The organism is Ornithinimicrobium sufpigmenti, assembly GCF_004322775.1.
GTDB classification, from domain to species: Bacteria; Actinomycetota; Actinomycetes; order Actinomycetales; family Dermatophilaceae; genus Ornithinicoccus; species Ornithinicoccus sufpigmenti.
In genome coordinates this window covers 2751129-2775666 of the sequence record NZ_CP036403.1, presented here as the reverse complement: position 1 = coordinate 2775666, position 24538 = coordinate 2751129, and the positions used below count along the sequence as shown (strand labels likewise).

Annotated in this window: 22 protein-coding genes; 16 read left to right on the top strand and 6 right to left on the bottom strand. The window is 72.2% G+C overall.

The genetic code is table 11. The annotated features are described in order from the left end of the window. Positions 1–24 precede the first annotated feature (24 nt). The 7 genes from ESZ52_RS12725 to ESZ52_RS12695 are packed head-to-tail and all read left to right on the top strand — an operon-like array spanning position 25 to position 7688. Positions 25–1623 (top strand): ABC transporter substrate-binding protein, encoded by a 1599-nt coding sequence (locus ESZ52_RS12725; RefSeq protein ID WP_131105255.1) that lies wholly within the window; start codon positions 25–27, stop codon positions 1621–1623. Further along, the gene (locus ESZ52_RS12720; RefSeq protein ID WP_202865337.1) at positions 1587–2639 is read left to right on the top strand and encodes an ABC transporter permease; all 1053 of its coding nucleotides are present in this window, start codon (positions 1587–1589) and stop codon (positions 2637–2639) included. The genes ESZ52_RS12725 and ESZ52_RS12720 overlap by 37 nt, the downstream gene beginning before the upstream one ends. Beyond that, complete coding sequence (locus tag ESZ52_RS12715) at positions 2632–3582, top strand: ABC transporter permease (protein ID WP_131105254.1); 951 nt, start codon at positions 2632–2634, stop codon at positions 3580–3582. The genes ESZ52_RS12720 and ESZ52_RS12715 overlap by 8 nt, the downstream gene beginning before the upstream one ends. Next, positions 3579–5195 (top strand): ABC transporter ATP-binding protein, encoded by a 1617-nt coding sequence (locus tag ESZ52_RS12710; protein WP_181009971.1) that lies wholly within the window; start codon positions 3579–3581, stop codon positions 5193–5195. The genes ESZ52_RS12715 and ESZ52_RS12710 overlap by 4 nt, the downstream gene beginning before the upstream one ends. Positions 5196–5239: 44 nt before the next feature. Next, positions 5240–6703: an NAD-dependent malic enzyme gene (locus ESZ52_RS12705; RefSeq protein WP_131105252.1), complete on the top strand. Its 1464-nt coding sequence runs from the start codon at positions 5240–5242 to the stop codon at positions 6701–6703. Between the two features lie 5 nt (positions 6704–6708). Beyond that, on the top strand, positions 6709–7107 hold the full coding sequence (locus ESZ52_RS12700) for a VanZ family protein (protein WP_131105251.1): 399 nt from the start codon (positions 6709–6711) through the stop codon (positions 7105–7107). Next, the gene (locus tag ESZ52_RS12695; RefSeq protein WP_131105250.1) at positions 7104–7688 is read left to right on the top strand and encodes a YqgE/AlgH family protein; all 585 of its coding nucleotides are present in this window, start codon (positions 7104–7106) and stop codon (positions 7686–7688) included. The genes ESZ52_RS12700 and ESZ52_RS12695 overlap by 4 nt, the downstream gene beginning before the upstream one ends. Positions 7689–7785: 97 nt before the next feature. Here the strand turns inward: ESZ52_RS12695 and ESZ52_RS12690 are convergent, their stop codons facing one another. Further along, positions 7786–9036, bottom strand: a complete 1251-nt coding sequence (locus ESZ52_RS12690) for a PQQ-dependent sugar dehydrogenase (protein ID WP_202865336.1) — start codon at positions 9034–9036, stop codon at positions 7786–7788. A gap of 77 nt (positions 9037–9113) precedes the next feature. On the opposite strand from ESZ52_RS12690, the gene ESZ52_RS12685 reads away from it, so the two are divergent. Further along, a complete protein-coding gene (locus ESZ52_RS12685) occupies positions 9114–9482 on the top strand; it encodes a DUF3039 domain-containing protein (protein ID WP_131105249.1) in 369 nt (122 codons plus the stop codon). 159 nt (positions 9483–9641) lie between these two features. Continuing rightward, entirely contained in the window at positions 9642–11393 is a 1752-nt protein-coding gene (locus tag ESZ52_RS12680) for a DEAD/DEAH box helicase (protein ID WP_131105248.1), read from the top strand. Positions 11394–11618: 225 nt separating this feature from the next. On the opposite strand, the gene ESZ52_RS12675 is transcribed toward ESZ52_RS12680, so the two are convergent. Then, entirely contained in the window at positions 11619–12578 is a 960-nt protein-coding gene (locus ESZ52_RS12675) for a type IV toxin-antitoxin system AbiEi family antitoxin domain-containing protein (protein ID WP_131105247.1), read from the bottom strand. A gap of 158 nt (positions 12579–12736) precedes the next feature. Here ESZ52_RS12675 and ESZ52_RS12670 point away from each other — a divergent pair, with 158 nt between their 5' ends. After that, positions 12737–13390 carry an IclR family transcriptional regulator gene (locus ESZ52_RS12670; protein ID WP_131105246.1) on the top strand — a complete coding sequence of 218 codons (654 nt, stop codon included), beginning with the start codon at positions 12737–12739 and terminating at the stop codon, positions 13388–13390. A 4-nt stretch (positions 13391–13394) separates the two neighbouring features. Here ESZ52_RS12670 and ESZ52_RS12665 read toward each other — a convergent pair whose 3' ends face one another. After that, the gene (locus tag ESZ52_RS12665) at positions 13395–13874 is read right to left on the bottom strand and encodes an Lrp/AsnC family transcriptional regulator (RefSeq protein WP_131105245.1); all 480 of its coding nucleotides are present in this window, start codon (positions 13872–13874) and stop codon (positions 13395–13397) included. A 108-nt stretch (positions 13875–13982) separates the two neighbouring features. Between ESZ52_RS12665 and hppD the strand changes: the two genes are divergently transcribed. Both hppD and ESZ52_RS19730 read left to right on the top strand, forming a co-directional pair. Next, complete coding sequence (gene hppD / locus ESZ52_RS12660; protein WP_131105244.1) at positions 13983–15209, top strand: 4-hydroxyphenylpyruvate dioxygenase; 1227 nt, start codon at positions 13983–13985, stop codon at positions 15207–15209. A gap of 138 nt (positions 15210–15347) precedes the next feature. Continuing rightward, entirely contained in the window at positions 15348–16217 is an 870-nt protein-coding gene (locus ESZ52_RS19730) for an RDD family protein (protein ID WP_181009972.1), read from the top strand. A gap of 48 nt (positions 16218–16265) precedes the next feature. Here ESZ52_RS19730 and fahA read toward each other — a convergent pair whose 3' ends face one another. Further along, entirely contained in the window at positions 16266–17486 is a 1221-nt protein-coding gene (fahA, locus tag ESZ52_RS12650; RefSeq protein WP_131105242.1) for a fumarylacetoacetase, read from the bottom strand. Between the two features lie 44 nt (positions 17487–17530). Then, the gene (locus tag ESZ52_RS12645; protein ID WP_131105241.1) at positions 17531–18409 is read right to left on the bottom strand and encodes a hypothetical protein; all 879 of its coding nucleotides are present in this window, start codon (positions 18407–18409) and stop codon (positions 17531–17533) included. Positions 18410–18486: 77 nt separating this feature from the next. Here ESZ52_RS12645 and ESZ52_RS12640 point away from each other — a divergent pair, with 77 nt between their 5' ends. The 4 genes from ESZ52_RS12640 (at position 18487) to mgrA (ending at position 23662) form a co-directional block, all read left to right on the top strand. Further along, entirely contained in the window at positions 18487–19812 is a 1326-nt protein-coding gene (locus ESZ52_RS12640; protein ID WP_131105240.1) for a homogentisate 1,2-dioxygenase, read from the top strand. Positions 19813–19970: 158 nt separating this feature from the next. Then, on the top strand, positions 19971–21353 hold the full coding sequence (locus ESZ52_RS12635) for an MBL fold metallo-hydrolase (RefSeq protein WP_131105239.1): 1383 nt from the start codon (positions 19971–19973) through the stop codon (positions 21351–21353). Positions 21354–21430: 77 nt separating this feature from the next. Then, entirely contained in the window at positions 21431–22570 is a 1140-nt protein-coding gene (locus ESZ52_RS12630; protein WP_131105238.1) for a DNA glycosylase AlkZ-like family protein, read from the top strand. Positions 22571–22615: 45 nt separating this feature from the next. Continuing rightward, positions 22616–23662 carry an L-glyceraldehyde 3-phosphate reductase gene (gene mgrA, locus ESZ52_RS12625; RefSeq protein ID WP_131105237.1) on the top strand — a complete coding sequence of 349 codons (1047 nt, stop codon included), beginning with the start codon at positions 22616–22618 and terminating at the stop codon, positions 23660–23662. Positions 23663–23760: 98 nt separating this feature from the next. On the opposite strand, the gene ESZ52_RS12620 is transcribed toward mgrA, so the two are convergent. Next, on the bottom strand, positions 23761–24330 hold the full coding sequence (locus ESZ52_RS12620) for a DUF1697 domain-containing protein (protein ID WP_181009973.1): 570 nt from the start codon (positions 24328–24330) through the stop codon (positions 23761–23763). Between the last annotated feature and the right edge of the window lie 208 nt (positions 24331–24538).

Sequence of the window (24538 nt, the reverse complement as noted above, 5' to 3'; positions counted from 1 at the left end):
TCCCCACCCCTTAGCATCGACCCCATGCCCACCGCCCGACGGACGCCTCTCCTCCTGCTGGCCTCTGTCGGGCTGCTGACCAGCGCCTGCGTCGACCCGACCCGGGTCGACACCCCGCAGGCAGCCATGGACCTCCCGGCCGCATCGGGGTCGGCGCAGGAGGTCGTCATCGCCCTCGGCTCGGAGCCGGACACGCTCAACCCGGTGCTGGGCTACGCACGCTGGGGCGACGGCAAGGTGGTCGAGGGCCTCCTCCGGCTCGGGGAAGACCTCACTCCCGAGCCGCTGCTCGCCGAGTCCTTGCCCGAGGTCAGCGACGACGGGCTGACGTGGACCTACACGCTGCGTGAGGGAGTCCACTTCCACGACGGCTCCCCGCTGACGGCCGACGACGTCGTCTACACCTACGAGTCGGCGCTCGATCCTGACCTCGGCTCCCCGGTCGCGGCCGACCTGACGGCGCTGGCGTCCGTCGAGGCCGTCGACGAGCACACCGTCCGCTTCACCCTGGAGCACCCGCACGGCTCCTTCCCGGTCGCCACCGTGCTGGGGGTCGTCGCAGCGGACAGCGACCTGGACGGCGGACAGGTGGTGGGCACCGGCCCCTACACGATCGACTCCTACCGCCCCGGCGACCGGCTGGTGCTCACAGCTCACGACGACTACTGGGGGCCGCGCGCCGAGGTCGCCCGGGCCACCTTCGTCTTCGCCGAGGACGACGCGGCCCGCGTGGCAAGGGTGGTGTCGGGCGAGGCGGACGGGGCGCTGCTCCCGGCCACCGCGCTGGCCCGGTTCGAGGGCGACGACGCCTTCGAGGTGGTGCGGCGCGACACCAGCGACTTCCGCGCGATCATCATGCCCGAGGCGCACCCGGTCGCCGGCGACCCGGCCGTCCGGCAGGCCCTGAACATCGGCCTGGACCGGCAGTCTCTCGTCGACGGTGCTCTCGCCGGCTCTGGGCGGCCCGCGCACGGTCCGATCCCGCCCGAGGCCGCGGAGTACTCCTCCGTCGTCGAGGTCGACACCGACGTCCCTGCGGCGCGGGCGGCTCTTGAGGAGGCCGGGTGGCAGGCGGGCGCCGACGGCACCCGGGTCCGTGACGGTCAGCGCGCCGAGCTGACGCTCATGTACCCCGCCGGCGACACCCTGCGCCAGAACATCGCCCTCGACGTGCAGGCCCAGGCCCGCGAGCTGGGGATCGAGGTCACGCCCGACGGCTTGTCGTGGGACGCGATCGAGCCGCGGATGAGCCAGGACCCGCTGGTCTACGGCTCCGGCAACCCCTACGACGCCGACCTGTCCACCTACCCGCTGCTGCACTCCTCCCGGGCCGGGGTCGGTTTCGACAACCCGGGCGACTACCGCTCGCCACGGATGGACGCCGCTCTCGAGGCCGGCCGGAGCGCACGGGACAAGGCGGATCGAAACGCGGCCTACGCCGAGGTCCAGGAGCTGCTCGTCCAGGATCTGCCGTGGATCTTCCTGGCCTACGTGGGTCATGACTACGTCATCCGGGCAGGGGTCTGGCAGGGGTATGACGTGCCGCTGGTCGAGCCGCACGAGCACGGTCTGCAGGGCGGGCCGTGGTGGAACCTGCCCGCCTGGACCAGCGCCAGTCAGTGACCGCCGCCGGACCGACCACCTCCTCCCACCGGCGCCGCACCGACCGCGCGGTGGGCCGGCTGGTCCTGGGCCGGCTCCTGCTGCTGCCGCTGCTGCTGGCCGGGGTGACCCTGGCCATGTTCGCGCTGGCCCAGGCAGCGCCGTTCGACCCGGTGGCGGCAGCCCTGGGGGAGCGGGCGCTCACCATGGACGGGCCCACCCTGCAGGCGATGCGCGAGCGGATGGGTGAGACCTCCGCCCTGCAGCAGTGGGCGGCGTGGTGGGGCAACGCCCTGACCGGTGACCTGGGCGCCTCGACCATCCTGCGCCGCCCGGTCGCCACGGTCCTGGCCGAGCGGCTGCCGTGGACGCTGGGTCTCATGGCTGTGGCCCTGCTCCTCGCTGTGGCGCTGGGTGTGCTGCTGGGCGCCTGGACCGGCACGCGCCCTGGCGCCGTGGTCGACCGGGCGGTGGGCGCGGGCCTGATCTCCCTCCAGGCTGCTCCGCCGTTCTGGCTGGGTCTGGTGGCGATCTGGCTGTTCGCCGTCGCGCTGGGGTGGCTGCCCACGGGCGGTGCCACGAGCCTGAGCGCCGTCGGCGTGCACCCGCTGGACGTGCTGCGGCACGCCGTCCTGCCCGTCTCGGTGCTGGCCCTCTCCCAGCTGCCCTGGTACGCCCTCGTCGTCCGCGACGCGACCCGCGACGCGCTCGCCGGGCCCGCGGTGCGCGGTGCCTGGGCCCGCGGCATACCCCGTCGGCAGGTTCTCTGGTCGCACGCGGTCCGCCCCGCCCTGCTGCCCCTGGTCACGGTGCTCGGCGTCCGTCTGCCCGAGCTCATCACCGGAGCGGTGCTGGTGGAGGTGGTCTTCTCCTGGCCCGGCATCGCCAGCGCCATCGTCGAGTCCGCGCTGCGGCTCGACTTCGCACTGCTTGCGGCCGTCACAGTCCTGAGCACGGTCATCGTGGTGCTGGGCAACCTGGCGGCCGACCTGCTCTACCGCCTCGTCGACCCGCGGGTGGGGGAGCGCGATGGCTGAGCCGTGGCGCACCGTGCGCGACGCCCACCTGCGCCCGTGGGTGGGGCGAGGCCCGAGCAACCGGGCAGCCGGACCCGGTATGCAGATGCGCAGGCGGTGGCCCGCCACCGCCGCCACTTCAGGCGCTGGCCCGACGGCCGGCCCGCGGGGTGCCCGGTGGGTTCTGGGCCTCGTGGCGATCCTGGCGGCGGTGCTCCTTCTCGGCGGGGGTGGGGTGGGGCAGACGGCGGACTTCGCCCGGTCCTGGCTGCCCCCCTCCGCGGACCACCTCTTCGGGACCGACCACGCGGGTCGGGACCTGCTGGAGCGCACGCTGGCGGGTGCCAGGGTCTCGCTCCTGGTCGGGCTCGCCGCCGCCGGCACCTCCAGCGTGATCGGTGTGCTCGTCGGAGGGCTGGCAGGGTCGGTCGCCCACCGCGCCGGCGGCTGGCTGGACTCGCTGCTCATGCGCCTGGTCGACGCGGTCAACGCGCTGCCGCACCTGGTGCTCGGCATCGTCATCGTCGCCCTGCTGGGCCCCTCGCTGAGCAGCGTCGTGATCAGCGTCGCCGTGACCCACTGGACGACGACCGCCCGGATCGTGCGAGCAGAGATGCTGGCCCTGACCGGGTCCGGCTTCGTCGAGGCCGCCGTCGGGGCCGGGGCGAGCCGCTGGTGGGTGCTCAGCCGGCACCTGCTGGGCCATGTGCTGTCGCGGGCGCTGCTGGCCACCGTGCTCATGGTGCCGCACGCGATCATGCACGAGTCGGCGCTGAGCTTCCTGGGGCTGGGCCTGCAGGACGACCGGGCCTCGCTCGGCACGCTCATCGAGCAGTCGCGTTCGGCGGTCCTGGCAGGGCACTGGTGGCCCGCCGTGCTGCCGGGGCTGGTGCTGGTCCTGCTCAGCCTGGCCGTGTACTGGCTGGCCGAACGGCTGCGCCCCGTGTCGGTGGGACGCTCGTGACCGGCCGCGTGACCGGGATCGGGCAGGACCGGCCTGACGGCGAGAAGCGTCTCGGCCTCGTGGTCGAGGGCCTCGGTGTGGCCCTGCCCCAGGAGGACGGCGTCCACCTCACCGTGCTCGACCACGTCGACCTGCAGGTGCGGCCGGCAGAGGTGGTCGTCCTCCTGGGGCCGAGCGGCGCGGGCAAGTCGACGCTGATCTCGGCCCTGCTCGGTCTGCTGCCGGCAGGGGCATGGGTGCGTGGGGAGGCCCGGTGGTCAGCCATGGACCAGACCGTCGACCTGCTCGACCCGCCGGCCCGCGAGTGGGAACGCCAGCGCGGCCGCATCGCCGCCTGGTTGCCGCAGGCGCCCCTGGCCACGCTCACACCGGTCCTGTCGGTCGGGGCCCACCTGCGCGAGAAGGCTCGCGTCCATGTGCCGCCTGAGGGAGTGGCTGCGCTGGCCCAGCGTGCCCGGACCCGGCACGACGTCGACGCAGCCTGGGACGGCCGACTGCCCGCCCAGCTCTCCGGAGGCCAGGTCCAACGGGTCTCCAACGCGCTGGCGCTGCTCGGGGATCCCGCTCTGGTGCTCGCCGACGAGCCGACCACGGGGCTGGACCGCGACCGCGCGGTACGGGTGGGCGACGAGCTGCGCGTGCTGGCCCACGACGAGGGCCGGGCCGTGCTCGTCGTCACCCACGACCTGTCCCTGGCCGAGCAGGTCGCCGATGCTGTCGTCGAGCTCGACGCAGGCCGGGCCAGCGGACGTCAGCAGCCCGGTGCCGTGGTCGAGCGGGTCCGCCGGGCCGGCCATCATCAGGCCCATCATCACGGCTATCACCCTGCCCACCGACTACGGCCGCGTCAGCCCGTCGGCCCGGCCACCGCACCTGGCGAGAGGCCCGTCACCCCGCCGGCCTGTGAGGGCGAGCCGGCGGCCTCCGGCCCGGCGCGGGCCACCGCGCCGGTCGCCGAGCGGCGCACCGGCCTGGTCGGTGTCGACCTGACCATCGTCAGGGGCCGTGGGCACGTCGTCACGGAGGGCCTGGACGTGCACGTCGCCCCCGACCGGACCACCGGTCTGATGGCCCCCTCCGGTGCCGGCAAGACCAGCCTGCTGCGCGCCCTGGCCCTGCTCCATACCCCCGCCCGCGGGCACGTGGAGCTGGACGGCCGACGGATCCGGGGGACCGGGCACCGCGTGCCGGCCGACGTCCGCAGACGGATCGGCTACGTCCCCCAGGACCCGCGGTCGTCCGTCGACCCGCGGTGGAGCCTGGGCAGGACCCTGGCCGAGCCGCTGGTGCTGGCCGGTCGACCGAGCGGACCGGAGGTCGTCGCCACGCTGCTGGACCGGGTCGGTCTGGCGCCCGAGATCGCCCAACGGCGCCCGGACGAGGTGTCCGGGGGCCAGCTGCAGCGGGTCGTGCTGGCGCGGGCGCTGGCGATGCAGCCGGACTACCTGCTGCTGGACGAGCCGACGGCGATGGTGGACGGGGCCACCGCCCGCGCGGTGGTGGCGGCGGTGCACGAGCACCAGCACGCCACGGGGGCCGGTGTGCTGCTCGCCTCGCACGACGAGGGGCTCGTGCGGACCTGGTGTGACGACGTCCTGGTGTGGCAGCGATGAGCACCGTCCGAAGCTGCGGGCCGCATACGGAACAATAGGACGTCATGAGCCCTGTGCCCTCCGTGTCCAACTCCATCACCGTCCGGCTCGAGCTGCCCGCCCGGGTGACCGCGGTCTCCGAGATCACCACCGCCGTGGCCGACGTCGGGGGCATGGTCACCGCCGTTGACATCAGCGAGTCGGGCACTGAGCGGCTGCAGGCCGACCTGACCATCGCCACCCACGGCACCCGCCACGCAGCCGAGGTCGTCGAGGCGATCAGCCAGGTCGACGGGGTCGAGATCGGCCGCGTCAGCGACCGCACCTTCCTGGCGCACCTCGGGGGCAAGCTCGAGGTCAAGTCCAAGCTGCCGATCCGCAACCGCGACGACCTCTCGCTGGTCTACACGCCCGGCGTGGCCAAGATCTGCCAGGCGATCGCGCAGAACCCCGAGGATGCCCGCAGCCTGACCATCAAGCGCAACACGGTCGCGGTCGTCACCGACGGCTCGGCGGTGCTCGGCCTGGGTGACATCGGCCCGCTCGCGGCGCTGCCGGTGATGGAGGGCAAGGCGGCGCTGTTCAAGCGGTTCGCCGACATCGATGCCTTCCCCATCTGCCTCGACGCCCACGACGCCGACGAGATCGTCCGCATCGTCAAGGCCCTGTCGCCCGGCTTCGCCGGGATCAACCTGGAGGACATCTCCGCGCCCCGCTGCTTCTACATCGAGGACCGGCTGCGGCGCGAGCTGGACATCCCGGTCTTCCACGACGACCAGCACGGCACGGCCATCGTCGCGCTCGCCGCGCTGAAGAACGCCCTGCGCGTGGTGGAGAAGGAGCTGGGCGAGGTCAAGGTCGTCATGTCCGGCGCGGGCGCCGCGGGCTCAGCGATCATCCGGCTGCTGCTGCTGGCCGGGGTCACGGACCTCATCGTCGCGGACGTGGACGGGGTCATCCACTCCCGCCGCCCCGACGTGATGCGCGGGGACAACGGCAACCTGGCCTGGATCGCCAGCCAGACCAACCGGGCGATGGAGACCGGCACCCTCAAGGAGGCGCTCGTCGGCGCCGACGTCTTCATCGGGGTCTCGGCCGGCAACATCCTCACCGGCGACGACATCGCGCAGATGAACGAGGACGCCATCGTGTTCGCGATGGCCAACCCGGTCCCCGAGGTGGACCCGGTGGAGGCCGGCCGCCACGCGACAGTCGTCGCCACCGGGCGCAGCGACTTCGCCAACCAGATCAACAACGTCCTGGTCTTCCCCGGCGTCTTCCGCGGTCTGCTCGACGCCGCCAGCGGGCACATCGACGACGACATGCTCCTGGCCGCTGCCTCGGCGCTCGCCGACGTCGTGACCCCGGACGAGCTCAACCCGACCTACATCATCCCCAGCGTCTTCAACCCGCAGGCGACCAAGGCGGTCGCCCAGGCCGTCGAGGCCGCCGCGAGGAGGGACCGCGAGGAGCGCGAGAAGCAGGAGAAGGGCGAGAAGGGCGAGAAGGTCGAGGAGGGCACGGCCTGACCGGGATGACGGGCCGGCCCGCTCCAGGTCGGCTGCGCCTGCTCGGGTGGGTGCTGCTCACCCTCGCTCTGGTGGCCCAGGTGTCCGGTCTCTACGCCCCCACCATGCCCGGGCCGGACGGCATACCGGGCCTGGACAAGGTCGGGCACTTCGTGGCCTTCGCGGTGCCGACCGCGCTGGCCGGGCTGCTCCGCGCCCGGTGCGTGGTGCTCCTCCTTCTGGTGCACGCGCTGGCCGCCGAGCCGCTGCAGCACGCGCTGGCACCCAACCGTGTCGCGGAGCTGGCGGACGCGCTGGCCAACCTGTCCGGCGTCGCCGTCGGCGTGCTCGTGGCGCGCCTGGTAGCCCGGTGGCGTCATGATGGGGGTATGCCGTCCGTCGACCAGCGGGTGAGGAGAGGATGACCGAGCGCAGCGCCTGGGCTCCTGCCGGGCACGTCACCGGCGAGCTGCTCGTCGCGACCCCGATGACGGGAGAGCCGTTCGAGCATGCAGTCGTGCTCGTGCTCCACCACGACGAGGAGGGCGCCCACGGGCTGGTGCTCAACCAGCCCCTGGACGCCGGCGTCGACGTCGTCCTGCCCGAGTGGCAGCCGTTCGTGACCTCGCCCGGGGTGCTCTTCCGGGGCGGGCCGGTCGGGATGGACACGGCGATGGGTCTGGTCAGCGTGCCGGGCCACGACCCCGGCGACCCGCCGCTCGGCACGCAGCTGCTCTTCGGCGGCATCGGCCTGGTCGACCTCGACGCCCCCGCACCGCTGGTCGTGCCGGAGCTCGGCGCCTTCCGCATCTTCGTCGGCTACAGCGGATGGGGACCCGGCCAGCTGGACGGCGAGATCCGCCAGGGTGCCTGGTACGTCATACCCCGCGAGCCCCGCGACCCCTTCCACGAGGACACCTCCGAGCTCTGGCGCGAGGTCCTGCTGCGTCAGCGCTCCGCGGTCTCCTTCGCCACCACCTGGACCCCGGACGCCGACCAAAACTGAGCTGCGCGCTCCGGTCTGAACGCCTGCCGCTCACCGAGTGACGTGGGGATGCACGGGAATCTGCCCGCAGGCGCGCATGGGTGCAGCACTCGATGACCTACCTCGTGGGCTCGGGCCGCAGCTCGAGCAGCCGGCCGCCCGGACCGTCCTCCAGCACCCAGATCGCGCCGCCGTCGGGGGCCTGCTCGACCTCGCGGACCCGCTCGCCCATGTCCCACCCGTCCACCACGTCGGCCTGCTCGCCGTCGAGCGCGACCCTCACCAGGTTCTGCCCGGACAGGCCGCCCAGCAGCGCACTGTCCGCCCATCCGGCGAACAGCTCGCCCGAGTAGATGAGCAGGTTGCCGGGCGAGATGGACGGGACCCACCAGGCGGCCGGGGCCTGGAAGCCGTCGCCGGTTTCGTGGTCCGGGATGTCGGCACCGCCGTAGTGCACGCCCATGGAGGCCTCGGGCCAGCCGTAGTTCTCGCCCGCCACCACCAGGTTGAGCTCGTCGCCGCCCTGCGGCCCCATCTCCGAGACCCAGATCCGTCCGCGGGAGTCTTCCGCGATGCCCAGCGGGTTGCGGTGACCGATGGTCCACAGCTCGGCGGCAACCCCGCCCTGGTCGGCCCACGGGTTGCCCGGTGCCGGCTCCCCGTCGAGGGTCAGCCGCAGGACCTTGCCGAGGTTGGTGTCCAGCCCCTGCGCAGGGGTCAGTTCCTGTCGGTCGCCGGACGTGACGAACAGGTGGTCATCCTGGATGAGCATCCGCAACGAGAAGTGCCCGTCCCCGGACCGCGGAGTCTGCTGCCACAGCACCTCGACGTCGGAGAGGGCGGCCGCGTCCGTGTCGAGCGTGCCCCGGCCGACCACGCCCTGTACCCCGTCGTCGGTCCTGCGGACCCAGCTGAGGTAGATCGTCCCGTCCTGCTCGAAGGAGGGAGACGGGATGACGTCGTGCATCCCCGCCTGCCCTGAGTGGTGCACCTGCGGGACGCCGCTGACCTCGGTGACCTCGCCGGTCGTCTGGTCGCGCAGCTTCAGGGCGCCCCCGCGTTCGGTGATGAGCAGGTGGTCGGTCCCGGGCAGGAAGGTCATCGCCCAGCCCTCGTCGAAGGTGCCCTGCTCGGTGACCGCGAACGAGTCGGTCGGGCGGTCCCCGCCGGCGTCAGTCGCCGCCGCACCGTCCGCGCCCTCGCCGCTGGTCTCGTCGACCGGATCTGGCTGCTGGACACCAGTCGTCAGCGCACCGCTCGCGGCCTCGCCGCTGGTCTCGCCGGCCTCCGTCGCACTGTCCGCACCGCCCGCCCCGCACCCGGCGAGGACGAGGGCGACCACCAAGGCCATGGGGGCGCGACGCGTCATCGTTCGAGGCTAGCGGAGGGTGGCATCCCTCGCGCCGGTCCGGACCGTGATCGTCAGGGCCTGCCTACACTGACCGTATGGAGACCCGCATGTCCGACCAGCCGCTCGATGCTCCTGAGGCTCCCGAGGCCCCCATGTCGCCGCAGACGCAGACGGCGCTGCTGGAGCGGGAGGACACCCGGGTCGATCCGGACCTGCAGGAGCCCGGCGACCACGAGCGGTTCGCGCACTACGTGCGCAAGGAGAAGATCATGGAGTCCGCGATGACCGGCAACCCGGTGATCGCGCTGTGCGGCAAGGTGTGGGTGCCCGGCCGCGACCCCGAGAAGTTCCCCGTCTGCCCCATGTGCAAGGAGATCTACGAGGGCCTGCGCGAGCCGCAGGACGGCGGGTCGGGCAGCGGCGGCAGCGGCGGACCCGGTGGCGGCGGCGGTGGCGAGGGCTGACCGACCCGGGCCGCAGGGCTGACGCGGAGCCCGGACGGGACCGTTCTCGCCGGGTCACCGCCACCGCCGGACGACACGCCATACCACGTCGTCCACCCCTCTCCCGGGCGCGCCCGGCCGGGTGAGTCACCCGGAAAAAGCACCTATCCTGGGTCGGCCATGTCGACTGCTGCCGCCTCCCATCTGCCTCCCGCCTATCCCGAGCGCGCCGCCTGGGGGACCGCCGGAAAGCTGCGCGCCTGGCAGGCGGCGGCGCTGGAGCAGTACCTCACCGAACGGCCCCGCGACTTCCTCGCGGTGGCCACCCCAGGCGCCGGCAAGACCACCTTCGCCCTGCGCGTGGCCACCGAGCTGCTCGACCGCGGCGAGGTGCAGCGGATCACCATCGTCGCCCCCACCGAGCACCTGAAGATCCAGTGGGCGGAGGCGGCTGCGAAGGTCGGCATCCGCATCGACCCGCGCTTCGCCAACGCGCAGGGCCGGCACGGCCGCGAGTATGACGGGGTGGCGGTCACCTACGCCGGGGTGGCGAGCAAGCCTCTGCTGCACCGGGCCCGCACCGAGGCTGCCCGCACGCTCGTCATCCTCGACGAGATCCATCACGGCGGTGACGCGCTCTCCTGGGGCGAGGCCGTCCGGGAGGCCTTCGAGCCGGCACAGCGACGGCTGGCGCTCACCGGCACCCCTTTCCGTTCGGACACCGCGGCGATCCCGTTCGTGCGCTACGAGATGGATGCCGAGGGGATCCTGCGCTCGGCCGCGGACTACACCTACGGCTACGCGGAGGCCCTGCGGGACGGCGTGGTGCGGCCGGTGCTCTTCCTGTCCTACGGCGGCACCATGCGCTGGCGGACCAAGGTCGGCGACGAGCTGGAGGTCCGGCTGGGCGAGCCGCTGACCAAGGACGTGACCAAGCAGGCCTGGCGCACCGCGCTGGACCCGTCGGGGGAGTGGGTGCCGTCGGTGCTGCGCGCGGCCGACAAGCGGCTGACCGAGGTGCGCCGGCACGTCGACGACGCCGGCGGCCTGGTCATCGCCTCCGACCAGCGCTCGGCCCGCGCGTATGCCAAGCAGCTGCACGAGCTGACCGGCGAGCGGCCCACGGTGGTGCTCTCCGACGACTCCGGCGCCTCGGCCCGCATCGAGGAGTTTGCGGAGGGGACCTCGCGCTGGATGGTCGCGGTCCGCATGGTCTCCGAGGGTGTCGACGTCCCCCGGTTGTGCGTCGGGGTCTACGCCACCTCCACCTCGACCCCTCTCTTCTTCGCCCAGGCCGTGGGCCGGTTCGTCCGGGCGCGGCGCCGTGGCGAGACCGCCTCGATCTTCCTGCCCAACGTCTCCCTCCTTCTCGCGCACGCCGGTTCGATGGAGCAGGAGCGTGACCACGCCCTCAACAAGAAGAAGGACGACGACGGCGAGCAGCTGTGGTCGGAGGAGGACGGGCTGCTGGCTGCCGCCAACGCCCAGGACAACGCCTCCGGCGAGCTGGAGGGCAGTTTCGAGGCGCTCGGCTCCGACGCCGAGTTCGACCACGTCCTCTTCGACGCCGAGCAGTTCGGCCTCGGCGGCCTGCCCGGCTCGGAGGACGAGGAGGAGTTTCTCGGGCTGCCCGGCCTCCTCGAGCCGGACCAGGTGGCGCACGTCCTGCGCGAGCGGCAGAAGAAGCAGGTCGGCCGCGGTGGCGGTCAGGAACGGGCGCAGGCCGTCTCGGCCCACCGTGCGCTGGCCGAGCACCGCAAGGAGCTGAACAAGCTCGTCTCGGCCTACGCCCAGAAGAAGGGCCAGCCGCACGCGGTCGTCCACGCCGAGCTGCGCCGGGTATGCGGTGGCCCCGAGCTCGCCACCGCCTCCAGCGAGCAGGTGCAGGCACGGATCGAGAAGATCCGTCACTGGTTCGTCGGGCGCCGTTAGGTCCGCGGGGCCTGCACGGCGCAGTTCTGCGCCGGACTCGGGGTGGCCGGCAGGAGGCTGCCGTGTGATGTCACCCGGCGAAGGGTGACCCCTCCCTGTGCCGGGAAAGTGTCGGCCCGCGGGGGATATCCACGCCTGCGGTCAGTTTCCGTGCTAGGCGCCACAACCCGAGGTCGCCACCGTCCGGTCCAGGCTGCCCTGGCCCGTCGGGTCGCCACCGTCCGGTCAGGCGGCCCTGGTCCGTCGGGCCGCCGCACGGACGAAAGCCGCTCGGATTCGGGCCACCACCCGTGCGGGGTGCTCCAGGTCGGCCCAGGTGACCCGCACGACCTCGTAGCCGAGCTCCCTCAGCCGGTCCTCCCGCAGCTTCTCCGCCACCAGGTCAGCCGCCGTGGCGTACTTCAGCGCACCGTCGAACTCCACGACGGTCCACTGGTCGCGGAACAGGAAGTCGGTGATGGCGACGAGGTCTCCCGAGGCGTCGCGGATCACGGCCTGCAGCTCCGGCAGCGGCATCGCCAGCCAGTGCAGCAGCCACCTGGTGCGGCTCTCGCCGGCGGAGCCGCTCCGTCCGTCGGCGAGCTGCATCCCGTCATGGACGACGGAGGCCACTCGGCCCGTGACGTCCTGCGCGGCCCTGACGAGCAGGGCCGGTGAGGTGAGGTCCTGCCGCAGTGCGGCGTCGGCGCTGACCAGGCCCGCCTCGGTGCCGAATGCTGCTGCCACCTGCGCGCAGGCGTGCGCCACCGTCACCGTCGGTAGCCCGCTGGGCGTTGCGGGGATCGGTGCAGCGAAGCTCGGCGGCACCGGTGCGTGAACGTGCACGGTGCCGTCCTTGCGGCCGCGGCCGCCGTCGGTGCGCACCAGATGCACCAGGTCGTCGACGCCGAACACCCCGACACCGTGCAGGACGAGCGCGGAGTGGTGGCTCAGGAGGTAGGGGCCGGTGGGCAGGCCGAGGGACCGGGCGACGGCTCGCGCCCGCAGCGCATGGCGCTCCCAGGGCGGAGCGGCGCGCCAGAGATGCCCGTCGATGAAGGCGGAACGACGGTAGCGGTGCAGCTCGCCGCCAGCCACCAGCTGACGGATCGCGGCGGGGCTGAGGCCGAGACGGTCCAGGTCCTCGGTCGTGAGCACCCGGTCGTGCGCCTCCAGCGCGGCCCGCACCATACCCAGGCTGTCCATGGCAGCCAGCATGCCGAGGGGACGGGACGGATGACTCGGCTTGTCCACAGGGCACGCCGGGCAGCCGGGCCGCGCCGACGTCGGGCGCTGCTGCCTGCTCGGGCGCTGCTGCCTGCTCGGACGCCGCTCGCCGGCTCGGACGCCGCTAGCCTGCAGGGGTGACCTCGGCCGCGGAGACCTCTCAGACCCTCGACCGGGGGCTGCAGGTGCTCCAGCTGCTGGGCAGTGCCGGGGGCTCGGCAGGGATGACGATCTCGGCCTTGGCGCAGGAGCTCGGCGTGGGGCGGGCGATCGTCTACCGGCTCGTGGCGACGCTGCAGGCCCGCGACTTCGTCACCCGCGGGGAGGACGGGCGGGTGCGGCTCGGGCTGGGCGTGACCCGGCTGCAGCTGTCCGTGCGGCCGATGCTGGTGGAGCTGGCCCGGCCGTTGCTGCGTGAGCTCGCCGACCAGGTCGGCGCCACGGCCCACCTCACCGTCGCCGACGGGGAGCAAGCGCTGGCCCTCGTCGTGGTCGAGCCGAGCTGGACCGACTTCCACGTCTCCTACCGGGTCGGCAGCCGACACCCGCTGGACCGGGGTGCCGCCGGGCGGGCCATTCTCGCCGGGCGGCGCAGCGGGGACAGCCTGCCCGTCGCCACGACCGGCGAGCTGCAGCCGGGCGCGCACGGGGTCGCCGCATGGGTGCCGGACGTCCCCGGCCTGGAAGCCTCCGTCGGGGTGGTGACCATGGGCCCACCTCCGCCTGTCCAGGACAAGGTCGTCGCAGCCGCCCGCGCGCTCGCCCGCAGTCTCACCGGTCAGATCTGCTGACCGTTCACGAGGACCCGGCGCTGCGCCGGACCAGGGGCATGGTGCGGTAGGGGATCCGGGTGGACAGCGCGATCAGGGTCGAGGAACGGTCCACCAGGGGGTGGCTGACGACCAGGTCGATGACCTGCTGCAGGTGGGCGTTGTCCCGCGCGACCACCCTGAGCATCACGTCGCCGGAGCCGGTGATGGTGTGCGCCTCGAGCACCTCCGGGATGCCGGAGACATGATCGACGACAGGCCCGCCCCCGGTGCCCTGGCGGATCTCCAGGGTGGTGAAGGCCATCACGGGGTACCCCAGAGCAGCCGGGTCCAACGACGGGGCGAAGCTGGCGATCACCCCACGACGGACCATCTTGTCCAGGCGGGCCTGCACCGTCCCCCGCGCCACCCCCAGGGCCCGAGACGCACCCAGCACCCCGATCTGTGGATCCTCGTCCAGCAGGGCCAGCAACCGGGCGTCGAGCTCGTCCACCGTCTCCGACATAGACATAGTGTGCACCAGCGGATCGTCTCTGCGGGTCAATGTGTGCATGCTGCCCAGCAATTTCGCATCCACTTGCCCTGTGCCACTGCCTGGCCGCACGCTCGGGGTATGACAGACACCGTTGTCCATCTGACCGACCAGGAGCGCGAGGCCGACCTCGAGCTCGACCAGCTCAAGCAGCTCGTGGGCCTGGTGCCCTACGACGAGTCCTCGGACGTCTTCCCGGTGACCGGGTGGGACTCCATCCACTTCGTCGTCGGCAACGCGACGCAGACGGCGCACTTCTACCAGTCCGCCTTCGGTATGCAGCTGATCGGTTACTCGGGCCCGGAGACCGGCAACCGTGACCACAAGGCCTTCGTCCTGAAGTCCGGCTCGATCAGGTTCGTCATCAAGGGCGGCGTCGACCCGGACAGCCCGCTGCACGACCACGTCCGCCGCCACGGCGACGGCGTCGTCGACATCTCCCTGGAGGTCCCGGACGTCGATCGCTGCATCGCGCACGCCCGCAGCATCGGCGCCACCGTCGTGCAGGAGCCCGAGGACCTCACCGACGAGCACGGCACCGTCCGCGTGGCCGCGATCGCCACCTACGGCGAGACCCGGCATACCCTCGTCCAGCGCAAGGGTGCCGACGGCAAGCTGACCTACAGCGGCCCCTACCTGCCCGGTTACGTCGAGCGAACCTCGGACTACGTCAAGCGCGACGGCGAGCCCAAGCGTCTCTTCCAGGCCCTGGACCACATCGTCGGCAACGTCGAGCTGGGCCGGATGGATGAGTGGGTGGAGTTCTACAACAAGGTCATGGGCTTTGTGAACATGGCCGAGTTCATCGGTGACGACATCGCCACCGACTACTCCGCGCTGATGTCGAAGGTCGTCGCCAACGGCAACCACCGGGTCAAGTTCCCGCTCAACGAGCCGGCGATCGGCAAGCGCAAGTCGCAGATCGACGAGTACCTGGAGTTCTACCGCGGTCCGGGCGCGCAGCACCTGGCGCTGGCCACGAACGACATCATCTCGACCGTGGACCACATGCGCGCCAACGGCATCGAGTTCCTCGCCACCCCCGACTCCTACTACGAGGACCCCAAGCTCCGCGAGCGGATCGGCAACGTCCGGGCGCCGATCGAGGAGCTGCAGAAGCGTGGCATTCTCGTCGACCGCGACGAGGACGGCTATCTGCTGCAGATCTTCACCAAGCCCGTCCAGGACCGTCCCACGGTATTCTTCGAGCTGATCGAGCGGCACGGCTCCCTCGGCTTCGGCAAGGGCAACTTCAAGGCTCTCTTCCAGGCGATCGAGCGCGAGCAGGAGCAGCGCGGCAACCTCTGAGCGTCCCGTGGCTCCCTGGGCGGGGCGGCATACCGGCACGGTATGCCGCCCCGCTCGCCTCGCTCTGATGAGGGGACCTGGGCCGCGGCGGTGGGAGCGACGGCCGAGCAGCGCAGGGGCGCGTGGGAGAGTAGGGCCATGAGTCAGCAGGCAGGGTGGTACGACGACCCCCAGGACCAGGCCAACCTCCGCTACTGGGACGGCGTGCAGTGGACCAACCACACCTCGCCCAAGCAGAAGCCGGGGCTGGACCGCGCCGGGCAGAGCCAGCAGCGGCCCTGGGGTGCGGCGCCCGGGCAGGGCGCCCCGGGCCAGCAGGGTGGCTACGGCTCAGGCGGTCATGGCCAGCAGGGTGGCTACGGACAGGGCGGCTACGGTCAGCAGGGCGGGTATGACCCGCACCAGCCCTACGCCCAGCAGGGACAGTGGCAGGGCGCCCCGATGCCGGGGGGCTACCCCGGCCAGGCCGGCAGCCTGGCGACCACCCCGGACGGACAGCCGCTGGCGGGGTGGTGGCACCGGGTGCTGGCCAGGCTCATCGACGGGATCCTCCTGGGCATCGTGGGCTTCGTCATCGTGCTGCCGCTGGCGGCGCCGAACTTCGCGGACAACCTCACGATGTGGATGGACGACGTCCTCTCGACGGCCCAGGCCGGCTCGGCGGTGGCCCCGCCGATGCCGGCCGGGCTCGAGTCCGACCTGTTCCGGGTCACGATGGGCGGGCTGCTCCTCGGGCTCGTCTACGAGATCGGCATGGTGCACCTCTTCGGGGGCACGGTCGGCAAGCTCGTCACCGGGCTGCGGGTCCGGCTGCGCGAGACCCCCGGCAACCCCAGTCTGGGGGCGGCCGCCATCCGGGGCGCGGTCTACCAGCTGCTGCCGCAGATTCCCTACCTGGGCTGGATCGCGACGCTGCTCAACTACCTGTGGCCCCTGTGGGACCCGCAGCGCCAGGCGCTGCACGACAAGGCCGCCAAGACGAACGTGGTGCGCCACCAGCGCGGCTGACGCCCAGGGTGGGGCGGTGCCAGTGGGCCGTCGCCCCGCCGCTGTCGCTCAGCGGGTGGGCCGGATCGTTCCGGTGACCTCGGCCAGGCCGAGCGTCGAGCCGTGGGGGCCAGGTGCGGTGGCGGTGATCGTCACGGTGTCGCCGTCCTGCAGAAAGGTGTGCTCCGAGCCGTCCGGGAGCGTGAACGGCTCCGTGCCGTTCCAGGAGAGCTCCAGGAAGGACCCTCGCTGCTCGCGCTGGGTGCCCGAGACGGTCCCGGAGGCGAAGAGGTCGCCGCTGGACAGGCGGGCGCCGTTGACCGTGAGATGCGCCAGCATCTGCGCGGGGGACCAGTACATCTGGCGGTAGGGCGGACGCGAGACCACGGTCCCGTTGAGCGAGACTTCCATGGTGATGTCCAGCCCGAACAGGCCGGCCCCGGACCCGGTGAGGTAGGGCAGCGGCCGTGGGTCCTGCGGCGGCAGCTCGACGCGGGCCGTCTCCAGGGCCGCCATCGGGGTGATCCACGCCGCGACCGAGGAGGCGAAGCTCTTGCCCAGGAAGGGGCCGAGCGGGACGTACTCCCAGGCTTGCAGGTCCCGGGCCGACCAGTCGTTGAAGAGTGCCACGCCGAACAGGTGGTCAGCCGCCTCGTCGATCCCGACGGACGAACCGAGCGGCGTCGAGCCGCCGACCACGAACCCGAGCTCGGCCTCGATGTCCAGCTTGGTGCTCGGCCCGAAGGTGGGCTGCGGGTCGCTGGGCGCCTTGCGCTGGCCCACGGGCCGGGGGATGTCGGTGCCGGAGACGACGATGGTCGAGGAGCGGCCGTGGTAGCCGATGGGCAGGTGCTTCCAGTTCGGCGTGAGCGGCTCCCCCTCGGGGCGGAAGATGCGGCCCACGTTGGTGGCGTGCTGCTCGCTGGCGTAGAAGTCGACGTAGTCCCTGACCTCCAGCGGCAGGTGAGTGGTCATCCCGGCCAGGGGGCGCAGGTGCTCCTCCACCTCGGCTCGTCGCTCCGGGTCGGTCAGGGCCCTGCTCAGGTGCTCCCGCAGCCCCGCCCAGGCTGAGGGGCCGAGCTCCAGGAAGGGGTTCAGGACCGGTGCGGCCAGCGGCCCGGCCCACGGCGTGTCGGCCGCGAAGGCGGCCAGGTCCAGGGCGTGGTCACCGACCCGCACCGCCAACCGGGGCGTCGCGTCCGGCCCGGCGCTCACGGCGCCGTAGGGCAGGTGGTGCAGGCTGAACGGGTGGTCGGACGGCAGGTCCAGCACGTGCCTGGACGAGGTCATGAACTCTCCTTGGTGAGGGTATGGGGTGTGACCAGGCCAGTTGATCAGGTCGTGACGATCAGGCCCAGGTCGGCCAGGTCGCCGATGGGGTCCAGGACGCCGCAGCAGCCGAAGGAGACGAACCGGCCCCGCAGCTCCTCGACCTGCGGCGTCGTCAGGCCGGTCAGCACCGCAGCGAGCTCCTCGCCGTCCTGCGACTCCAAGGTGGCCACCAGCTCAGCAGCAGTGCCGCCCCGGAGCAGCTGGTGGGTGGCCACCAGGATGTTGAGCGCACCGTGCGGCTCGTCCGCCGACGGGCCCGGCGCCACAGCCCGGTGCAGCCCGCCGGTGAGCTTGAAGGCCAGGCCTCGCTCGTGCGTGGCCAGGAGGAAGTCGGCCAGCTGCTGCGCGTCGGGCGCTGGGGCGGCGGGTGTGGCCTGGATGCGCCACTTGGCCAGCGCGGCCGGAGCGGTGGAGCCGCCGACCTCCTCCGCGACACCGGCCCCGAGGTCGTCCAGTGCCCGTGCGAGGTGGCGGCCCTGGCGGGGCACCTCCACGGCCGTGCGTAGGCCGAGGTCGACCAGCCGACGCCAGTCGCCCTCACCGTGGGTGACCTCGGCACCGGTCACGCTGAGCAGGACGTGGTCCTGCAGCGACCGGACCGCCCCGGCCACGTCCTCGACCGAGGTCCCCGCCCGACCGACGACCGCGACCTCCACGGGGGACACCTGGTCGGGTGCGCCGTGCACCAGGACGGCCCGCCCGAGCTCCTCGACGGCGGACGCCCCGATCAGCAAGGGGCCCAGCAGGTCGCCCTCGGAACCGGCCAGCATCTCGACGTGCTCGGACCAGGCTCGGGGAGGAGGCGCGTTGCCGGGTGGGAAGACGGCCGCGTCGTCGATCCACTCCTGGAACAGCGCGCGCAGGGCTGGCGTCGTTGACATGCCCCGCACGCTACTGCAAGGTGGTGCCAGAGGCGACAGTGCTGTCCGATAGTCGGACGCTATCCTGAGGAGATGCCATGGCCCACTACCAGTGCAGAGGCAACGTGTCGCCGAAACGGCATACCCAGCATCGCGACGACCGGGGCAACCTCTACTACGAGGAGCTCATGGGGGAGGAGGGGTTCTCCTCCGACTCCAGCCTGCTCTACCACCGCAACATCCCCTCGGCGATCGCCGACGCGCGGGTGTGGGACCTGGGCGACATGTCGACCGTCGCCAACCACCCGTTGCTGCCGCGCCACCTCACACTGCACGACCTCTTCGTCGAGTCTCGCGCTGATGAAGAGGTGGGCGGCACCGTGAAGTTGCAGGGCGGGGTCGACGTGGTGACCGGCCGCCGGCTCGTGCTGGGTAACGCCGACGTCCGCCTGCTGTATGTCGTCGCGGATAGCCCGAGCCCCTACTACCGCAACGCGATCGGAGACGAGTGCGTCTACGTCGAGCGCGGCGGGGCCAGGGTGGAGACGGTCTTCGGCGCCTTCGACGTCGCCCAGGGCGACTACATGATCCTCCCGAGAGCCACCACCCACCGGTGGATCCCGCTGGTCGAGGGCGACGAGGGGTTCGTGGAGCCGCTGCGGGCCTACGTCATCGAGGCCAACTCCCACATCGGCCCGCCGAAGCGCTACCTGTCCCGGTTCGGCCAGCTGCTCGAGCACGCGCCCTACTGCGAGCGCGACCTGCGGACCCCGCAGGGCCCCCTGCTGGCCGAGGACGTGGGCGCGGACCGCGACGAGCCGACCGAGGTCTACATCAAGCACCGCGGGAACGGCGAGCACTCCACCGGCGGCATGGTCGGCACCGTCTACACCTACCCCTACCACCCCTTCGACGTCGTCGGCTGGGACGGCTGCCTGTACCCCTACGTCTTCAACATCCGTGACTTCGAGCCGATCACCGGCCGCGTGCATCAGCCGCCGCCGGTGCACCAGGTCTTCGAGGGCCACAACTTCGTCATCTGCAACTTCGTGCCGCGCAAGGTCGACTACCACCCGCTGGCGGTCCCGGTGCCCTACTACCACTCCAACGTCGACTCCGACGAGATCATGTTCTACGTGGACGGCGACTACGAGGCGCGCAAGGGCAGCGGGATCGGCAAGGGCTCGATCTCGGTGCACCCCGGTGGCCACGCGCACGGTCCACAGCCGGGAGCGACGGAAGCCTCGCTGGGTGTGGAGTACTTCGACGAGACGGCGGTGATGGTCGACACCTTCCGGCCCCTGGAGCTCGGGGAGGCGGGCCTGGCGGTGGACGACGGGAAGTATGCCGGGTCCTGGGGTCGCGGGCTGGCCGCCTCCCGCGGGCGGGAGCCCGGAGCGGACGAGGTCTTCTCGACCACCTGACCGTCCGCACCACCTCGCGCCGAATCCCAGCGCGGGAGTCGGGTCAGGGAGTAGCGTGCCCGTGTACCCAGGGCCCGTGTTCCCCAGGGGTATGAAGTGCCGCAGACCAGTGCGGCGCAGCGCGCTCGCCTGGCTGCCCTCCCGAGAGGTGTGCCGCCGTGACCAGAGCCGTGACCCGAACTGTGAGCATCGAGATCATCCCGACGCCGAGCCTGGGGGACCGCAGCTATCTCGCGCACGACGGGGAGGTCGCCCTCGTCGTGGACCCGCAGCGAGATATCGACCGCATCCTGACGCTGGCGACCACGCACGGCGTCCGGATCACGCACGTCTTCGAGACGCACATCCACAACGACTACGTCACCGGCGGGCTCGCGTTGGCTCGCCGGACGGGAGCGGCCTACCACGTCAACGCCGAGGACTCGGTGTCCTTCGAACGGGTCAAGGTGCAGGACGGGGACGTCATCCAGGTCTCGGGCACCATGGCCGTGCGCGTCATCGCCACCCCTGGGCACACGCTCACCCACCTGTCCTACGCACTCAGCGACGGGGGACAGGAGGTGGGGGTGTTCACCGGTGGCTCGTTGCTCTTCGGCGCGACCGGGCGGCCGGACCTGCTCGGGCCGGACCACACCCATGAGCTGGTCCGCCACCAGTACGCCTCGGCCCACCGGCTGGCGGGGGAGCTGCCGGGGCAGGCGGAGGTGCTGCCCACGCACGGCTTCGGCTCCTTCTGCGCGGCCGGGTCGACCGCAGGCGCGACGGAGTCGACGATCGCTCGGGAGCGGCGCGAGAACCCGGCGTTGACCCTCGACCAGGAGGAGTGGATCGCGCGGACGTTGGCTGGGCTGGACGCCTACCCGGCCTACTACGTGCAGATGGGTCTGGCCAACAGCTCAGGCCCCCGCGAGGCCGAGCTCGACCGGCCCGAGCCGGTCGCCAAGGAGCTCCTCGCGGACCGGATCCGCGCCGGGGAGTGGGTCGTCGACCTGCGCAACCGCACCGTCTTCGCGGCCGGTCACGTGCCCGGCACCCTCAACTTCGGCCTGGACGGGCAGTTCGTCACCTACCTGGGCTGGCTCATCCCGTGGGGCACCCCGCTGACCCTGCTCGGGGACGACGCGCAGCAGGTGGAGGACGCCCAGCGGGAGCTGGTCCGGATCGGGATCGACCGGCTGGAGGGTGCTGCCACCGGGGAGCCGCAGGACTGGACGGACGGCGGTCTGGGCCACTTCCCGGTCGCCTCCTTCGCCGACCTGGCGCAGGTCCGGCACCACCGTCCGGTCCAGGTCCTGGACGTTCGCCGCGACCTGGAGTTCGGGGAGAGCCACATCGAGGGCGCCGTCAGCATCCCGCTGCACCAGCTCTTCTCGCGGCTGGACGAGCTGCCCGACGGCGAGATCTGGGTGCACTGTGCGGCCGGGTACCGTGCCTCGATCGCCGCCTCGCTCCTCTCCGCTGCCTGCCGCACCGTCGTCGCGGTCGACGACAGCTTCAGCAACGCCGAGCCGGCGGGTCTGGTGCTCAGCCGGGCGGCGTGACGCTCCGCCTGCCACCCACGCCGCCCAGGGGCACCGCGCGGACGCCTGCTGTCCGCAGGACGGCATACCGTGCCCCTATGCCGCCACCGCCGCACCGCCTCACCGCCCGGGACGCCCGCAGGGTCGCCGTCCGGGCTCAGCTCCTCAGCCGCCCCCGCCCGGGGGACGTTGTCGAGACCGTGCGCGAGCTCGCCCACCTGCAGATGGACCCGGTGACCGCGGTGGCGCCGGCGCAGCACCTCGTCCTGTGGAGCCGTCTGGGCAGCGACTACGACACGGCGGAGCTGGACCGCTCGCTGGCCGACCGCACCCTGGTGGAGCTGCTCGGGCACATCCGCCCCGCTGAGGACATCGCGCTGTACGCCGCGGAGATGTCGGCCTGGCCCGTCCCGCCGCCGGGCCGCGACGAGCTGCTGGGGTGGCAGCGACGCAACGCCGAGTGGGTGGCGGCCAACGACCGTGCCCGGCGCGACGTGCTGGCCCACCTGAAGGCGGAGGGGCCCAGCCCCACCGGTGGTCTGCCCGACTCGACCGAGGTGCCGTGGCGCTCCACCGGGTGGACGAACGACAAGAACCTGGGGCGGCTGCTCGACTTCATGGTGGCGCGCGGCGAGGTCGCGGTCGCCGGCCGGAAGGGCGGGCAACGCCTCTGGGACCTCGCCGAGCGGGTCTACCCCGACGTGCCGGCCCTGCCGCTCGAGGAGGCCGTGGCCGAACAGGACCGTCGTCGCCTGGCAGCCTGCGGCCTTCTGCGGCCTCGTGGTCCGCAGTGCCCCACCGAGTCGATCGACGGGGGCACCGCGGGGGAGGAGGCGGTCGTCGAGGGTCTGCCGGGCACCTGGCGCGTGGATCCCCGCCATCTCGACGGCACGGACTTCGACGGCCGGGCCGCGTTGCTGTGCCCGATCGGCCGGCTGGTCTTCGACCGCACCCGGATGGGCCAGATCTTCACCTTCAACTACGTCCTGGAGATGTACAAGCCCAAGGCCAGGCGTCGCTGGGGCTACTACGCACTGCCCGTGCTCGACGGTGACCAGCTCGTGGGCAAGCTGGACGCGACCGCCGACCGCAAGGCCGGGGTCCTGCACGTGGACGCGCTGCACGAGGACGGGGTATGGAGCGCCGCCCGCCGCGAGCGGGTGATCGCCGAGATCGAGGACCTCGCGCGGTGGCTGGACCTGGACCCGGTGCTTCCCGCGCACCTGGGTGGTGAGTAGCCGGTCGTGCTCGCGGCGGACGGTCCCAGGTGTGAGGATCGGGAGGTGAACCACTTTCCTGCCGCCGACCGTTATGACCGTATGCAGTACCGCCGCACGGGGCGCTCCGGGCTCGACCTGCCCGCCATCAGCCTGGGGCTGTGGCACAACTTCGGAGACGACGTGCCCATGGAGCGCCAGCGCGACATCCTCCGGACGGCCTTCGACGCCGGGATCACCCACTTCGACCTGGCCAACAACTACGGACCGCCCTTCGGGAGCGCGGAACGCAACTTCGGCCAGCACCTGCGCACCGACTTCGCCGGGCTGCGGGACGAGCTGGTCATCTCCAGCAAGGCGGGCTGGGACATGTGGCCCGGTCCCTACGGCCAGGTGGGTGGGTCGCGCAAGTACCTCGTCGCCAGCCTCGACCAGTCCCTGCAACGCATGGGGCTGGACTACGTCGACATCTTCTACCACCACCGACCTGACCCCAGCACGCCGCTGGAGGAGACGATGGGGGCGCTGGACCACATCGTGCGCACGGGCCGGGCGCTGTACGTCGGCATCTCCTCCTACTCGGCGCAGCGCACCCGCGAGGCCGCGGCCATCCTGGCCGACCTGGGCACCCCGCTGCTCATCCACCAGCCGTCCTACTCGATGCTCAACCGCTGGGTCGAGACGGAGGGGCTGCTCGAGACCGTCGACGAGCTGGGCGTGGGTTGCATCGCCTTCTCACCACTGGCGCAGGGAATGCTCACCGACCGTTATCTGTCCGGCGTCCCCGAGGACTCCCGTGCGGCGCAAGGGAAGTCGCTGGCCACCGACCTGCTGACCGACGAGGCGCTGGAGCATGTGCGTGCGCTCAACGACATGGCGCGCGAGCGAGGTCAGACCCTGGCCCAGCTCGCGCTCGCCTGGGTGCTGCGCCGTCCCGAGGTCACCTCGGTGCTGGTCGGTGCCAGCCGCTCCGAGCAGGTTCGCGACTCGGTCGGCGCGCTGGAGAACCTCGACCTCACCGACGACGAGCTGGCCCGCATCGAGGAGCATGCCGTCGACAGCGGCATCGACCTGTGGCAGCACGCGCGGCAGAGCGAGGGGCGGCAGGACTAGCTCGAGCATGGGGTGCACTGGCCGGCAGCGTGCCGAGCGGGCACACGTCAGCCGTCGAACGGGGTGCGGCCGTCGCTCAGCCGGGCAACACCCGTGCGCTAGCCCCCGAGAAGGCGGGCGAGCGCCTCGACCGTCCGCCAGTTGCGGGCTGTCGTGCGGTCCTTCCCTGGCCCTTTCGCGCGGGTGAGCCGCTCGGCGAGCGTGCTGCGGCCCAGGCCGCCGGGCGTCCACAGGTATGTCGCCCGGCCCGCCACCGTGAGGTGGTCGGGGCTGCCGGCTGCCGTGGCCTCGACCAGCAGCCGGGTGAGGCCCTCCTGCTCGGCAGAGGTGAATTCGTCCTGCTGCACCGCCGCGTGCACGGTCCTGGGATCCGCAGCCGCCTGCGCTGGATAGGGATTGGCGGCCACGATGGACCGCCACTGCGACGCGGTCAGCACGACCACGTGGCAGGACACGGCGAGACGCTGCTGGATCGAGTCGCTCAACTCGAGGGCCAGGGCCACGGGGTCCTGCTCATGGGCAGGGGAGAAGACCACGTTGCCGGACTGAAGGTAGGTGGCCACCTCCGCGTGACCCAGGTCCGCCACGACCGAGCGCAGGTCGGCCATGGCGATCCGGTTGGCCCGGCCGACGTTGATGCCCCGGAGCAGGGCGACGTGGGTAGGCATGCTTTCCTCCTCCGGCTCGGGCATCTCCCAGGAGCGTAGAGCTGACGGCGCTCGTCGACCAGGGGTCTCGGGGACGCAGGGGGGTGTGTCAGTGGTCGCCTCTAGTGTTCGGTGAAGAGGTCGATCGGAGGGGTCGGCCGCACACCCTGGGGGGTGAAGAAGGATGCGACCTCGCAACGATGGCGAATCGGGGCGCGGCAGCAGTGGG

Coding starts and splice junctions, on each gene's coding strand:
- ESZ52_RS12725 (WP_131105255.1), top strand. CDS start 25: ATGCCCACCGCCCGACGGACGCCTCTCCTCCTGCTGGCCTCTGTCGGG.
- ESZ52_RS12715 (WP_131105254.1), top strand. CDS start 2,632: ATGGCTGAGCCGTGGCGCACCGTGCGCGACGCCCACCTGCGCCCGTGG.
- ESZ52_RS12705 (WP_131105252.1), top strand. CDS start 5,240: ATGAGCCCTGTGCCCTCCGTGTCCAACTCCATCACCGTCCGGCTCGAG.
- ESZ52_RS12700 (WP_131105251.1), top strand. CDS start 6,709: ATGACGGGCCGGCCCGCTCCAGGTCGGCTGCGCCTGCTCGGGTGGGTG.
- ESZ52_RS12695 (WP_131105250.1), top strand. CDS start 7,104: ATGACCGAGCGCAGCGCCTGGGCTCCTGCCGGGCACGTCACCGGCGAG.
- ESZ52_RS12690 (WP_202865336.1), bottom strand. CDS start 9,036: ATGACGCGTCGCGCCCCCATGGCCTTGGTGGTCGCCCTCGTCCTCGCC.
- ESZ52_RS12685 (WP_131105249.1), top strand. CDS start 9,114: ATGGAGACCCGCATGTCCGACCAGCCGCTCGATGCTCCTGAGGCTCCC.
- ESZ52_RS12680 (WP_131105248.1), top strand. CDS start 9,642: ATGTCGACTGCTGCCGCCTCCCATCTGCCTCCCGCCTATCCCGAGCGC.
- ESZ52_RS12675 (WP_131105247.1), bottom strand. CDS start 12,578: ATGGACAGCCTGGGTATGGTGCGGGCCGCGCTGGAGGCGCACGACCGG.
- ESZ52_RS12665 (WP_131105245.1), bottom strand. CDS start 13,874: ATGTCGGAGACGGTGGACGAGCTCGACGCCCGGTTGCTGGCCCTGCTG.
- hppD (WP_131105244.1), top strand. CDS start 13,983: ATGACAGACACCGTTGTCCATCTGACCGACCAGGAGCGCGAGGCCGAC.
- ESZ52_RS19730 (WP_181009972.1), top strand. CDS start 15,348: ATGAGTCAGCAGGCAGGGTGGTACGACGACCCCCAGGACCAGGCCAAC.
- fahA (WP_131105242.1), bottom strand. CDS start 17,486: ATGACCTCGTCCAGGCACGTGCTGGACCTGCCGTCCGACCACCCGTTC.
- ESZ52_RS12645 (WP_131105241.1), bottom strand. CDS start 18,409: ATGTCAACGACGCCAGCCCTGCGCGCGCTGTTCCAGGAGTGGATCGAC.
- ESZ52_RS12640 (WP_131105240.1), top strand. CDS start 18,487: ATGGCCCACTACCAGTGCAGAGGCAACGTGTCGCCGAAACGGCATACC.
- ESZ52_RS12630 (WP_131105238.1), top strand. CDS start 21,431: ATGCCGCCACCGCCGCACCGCCTCACCGCCCGGGACGCCCGCAGGGTC.
- ESZ52_RS12620 (WP_181009973.1), bottom strand. CDS start 24,330: ATGCCTACCCACGTCGCCCTGCTCCGGGGCATCAACGTCGGCCGGGCC.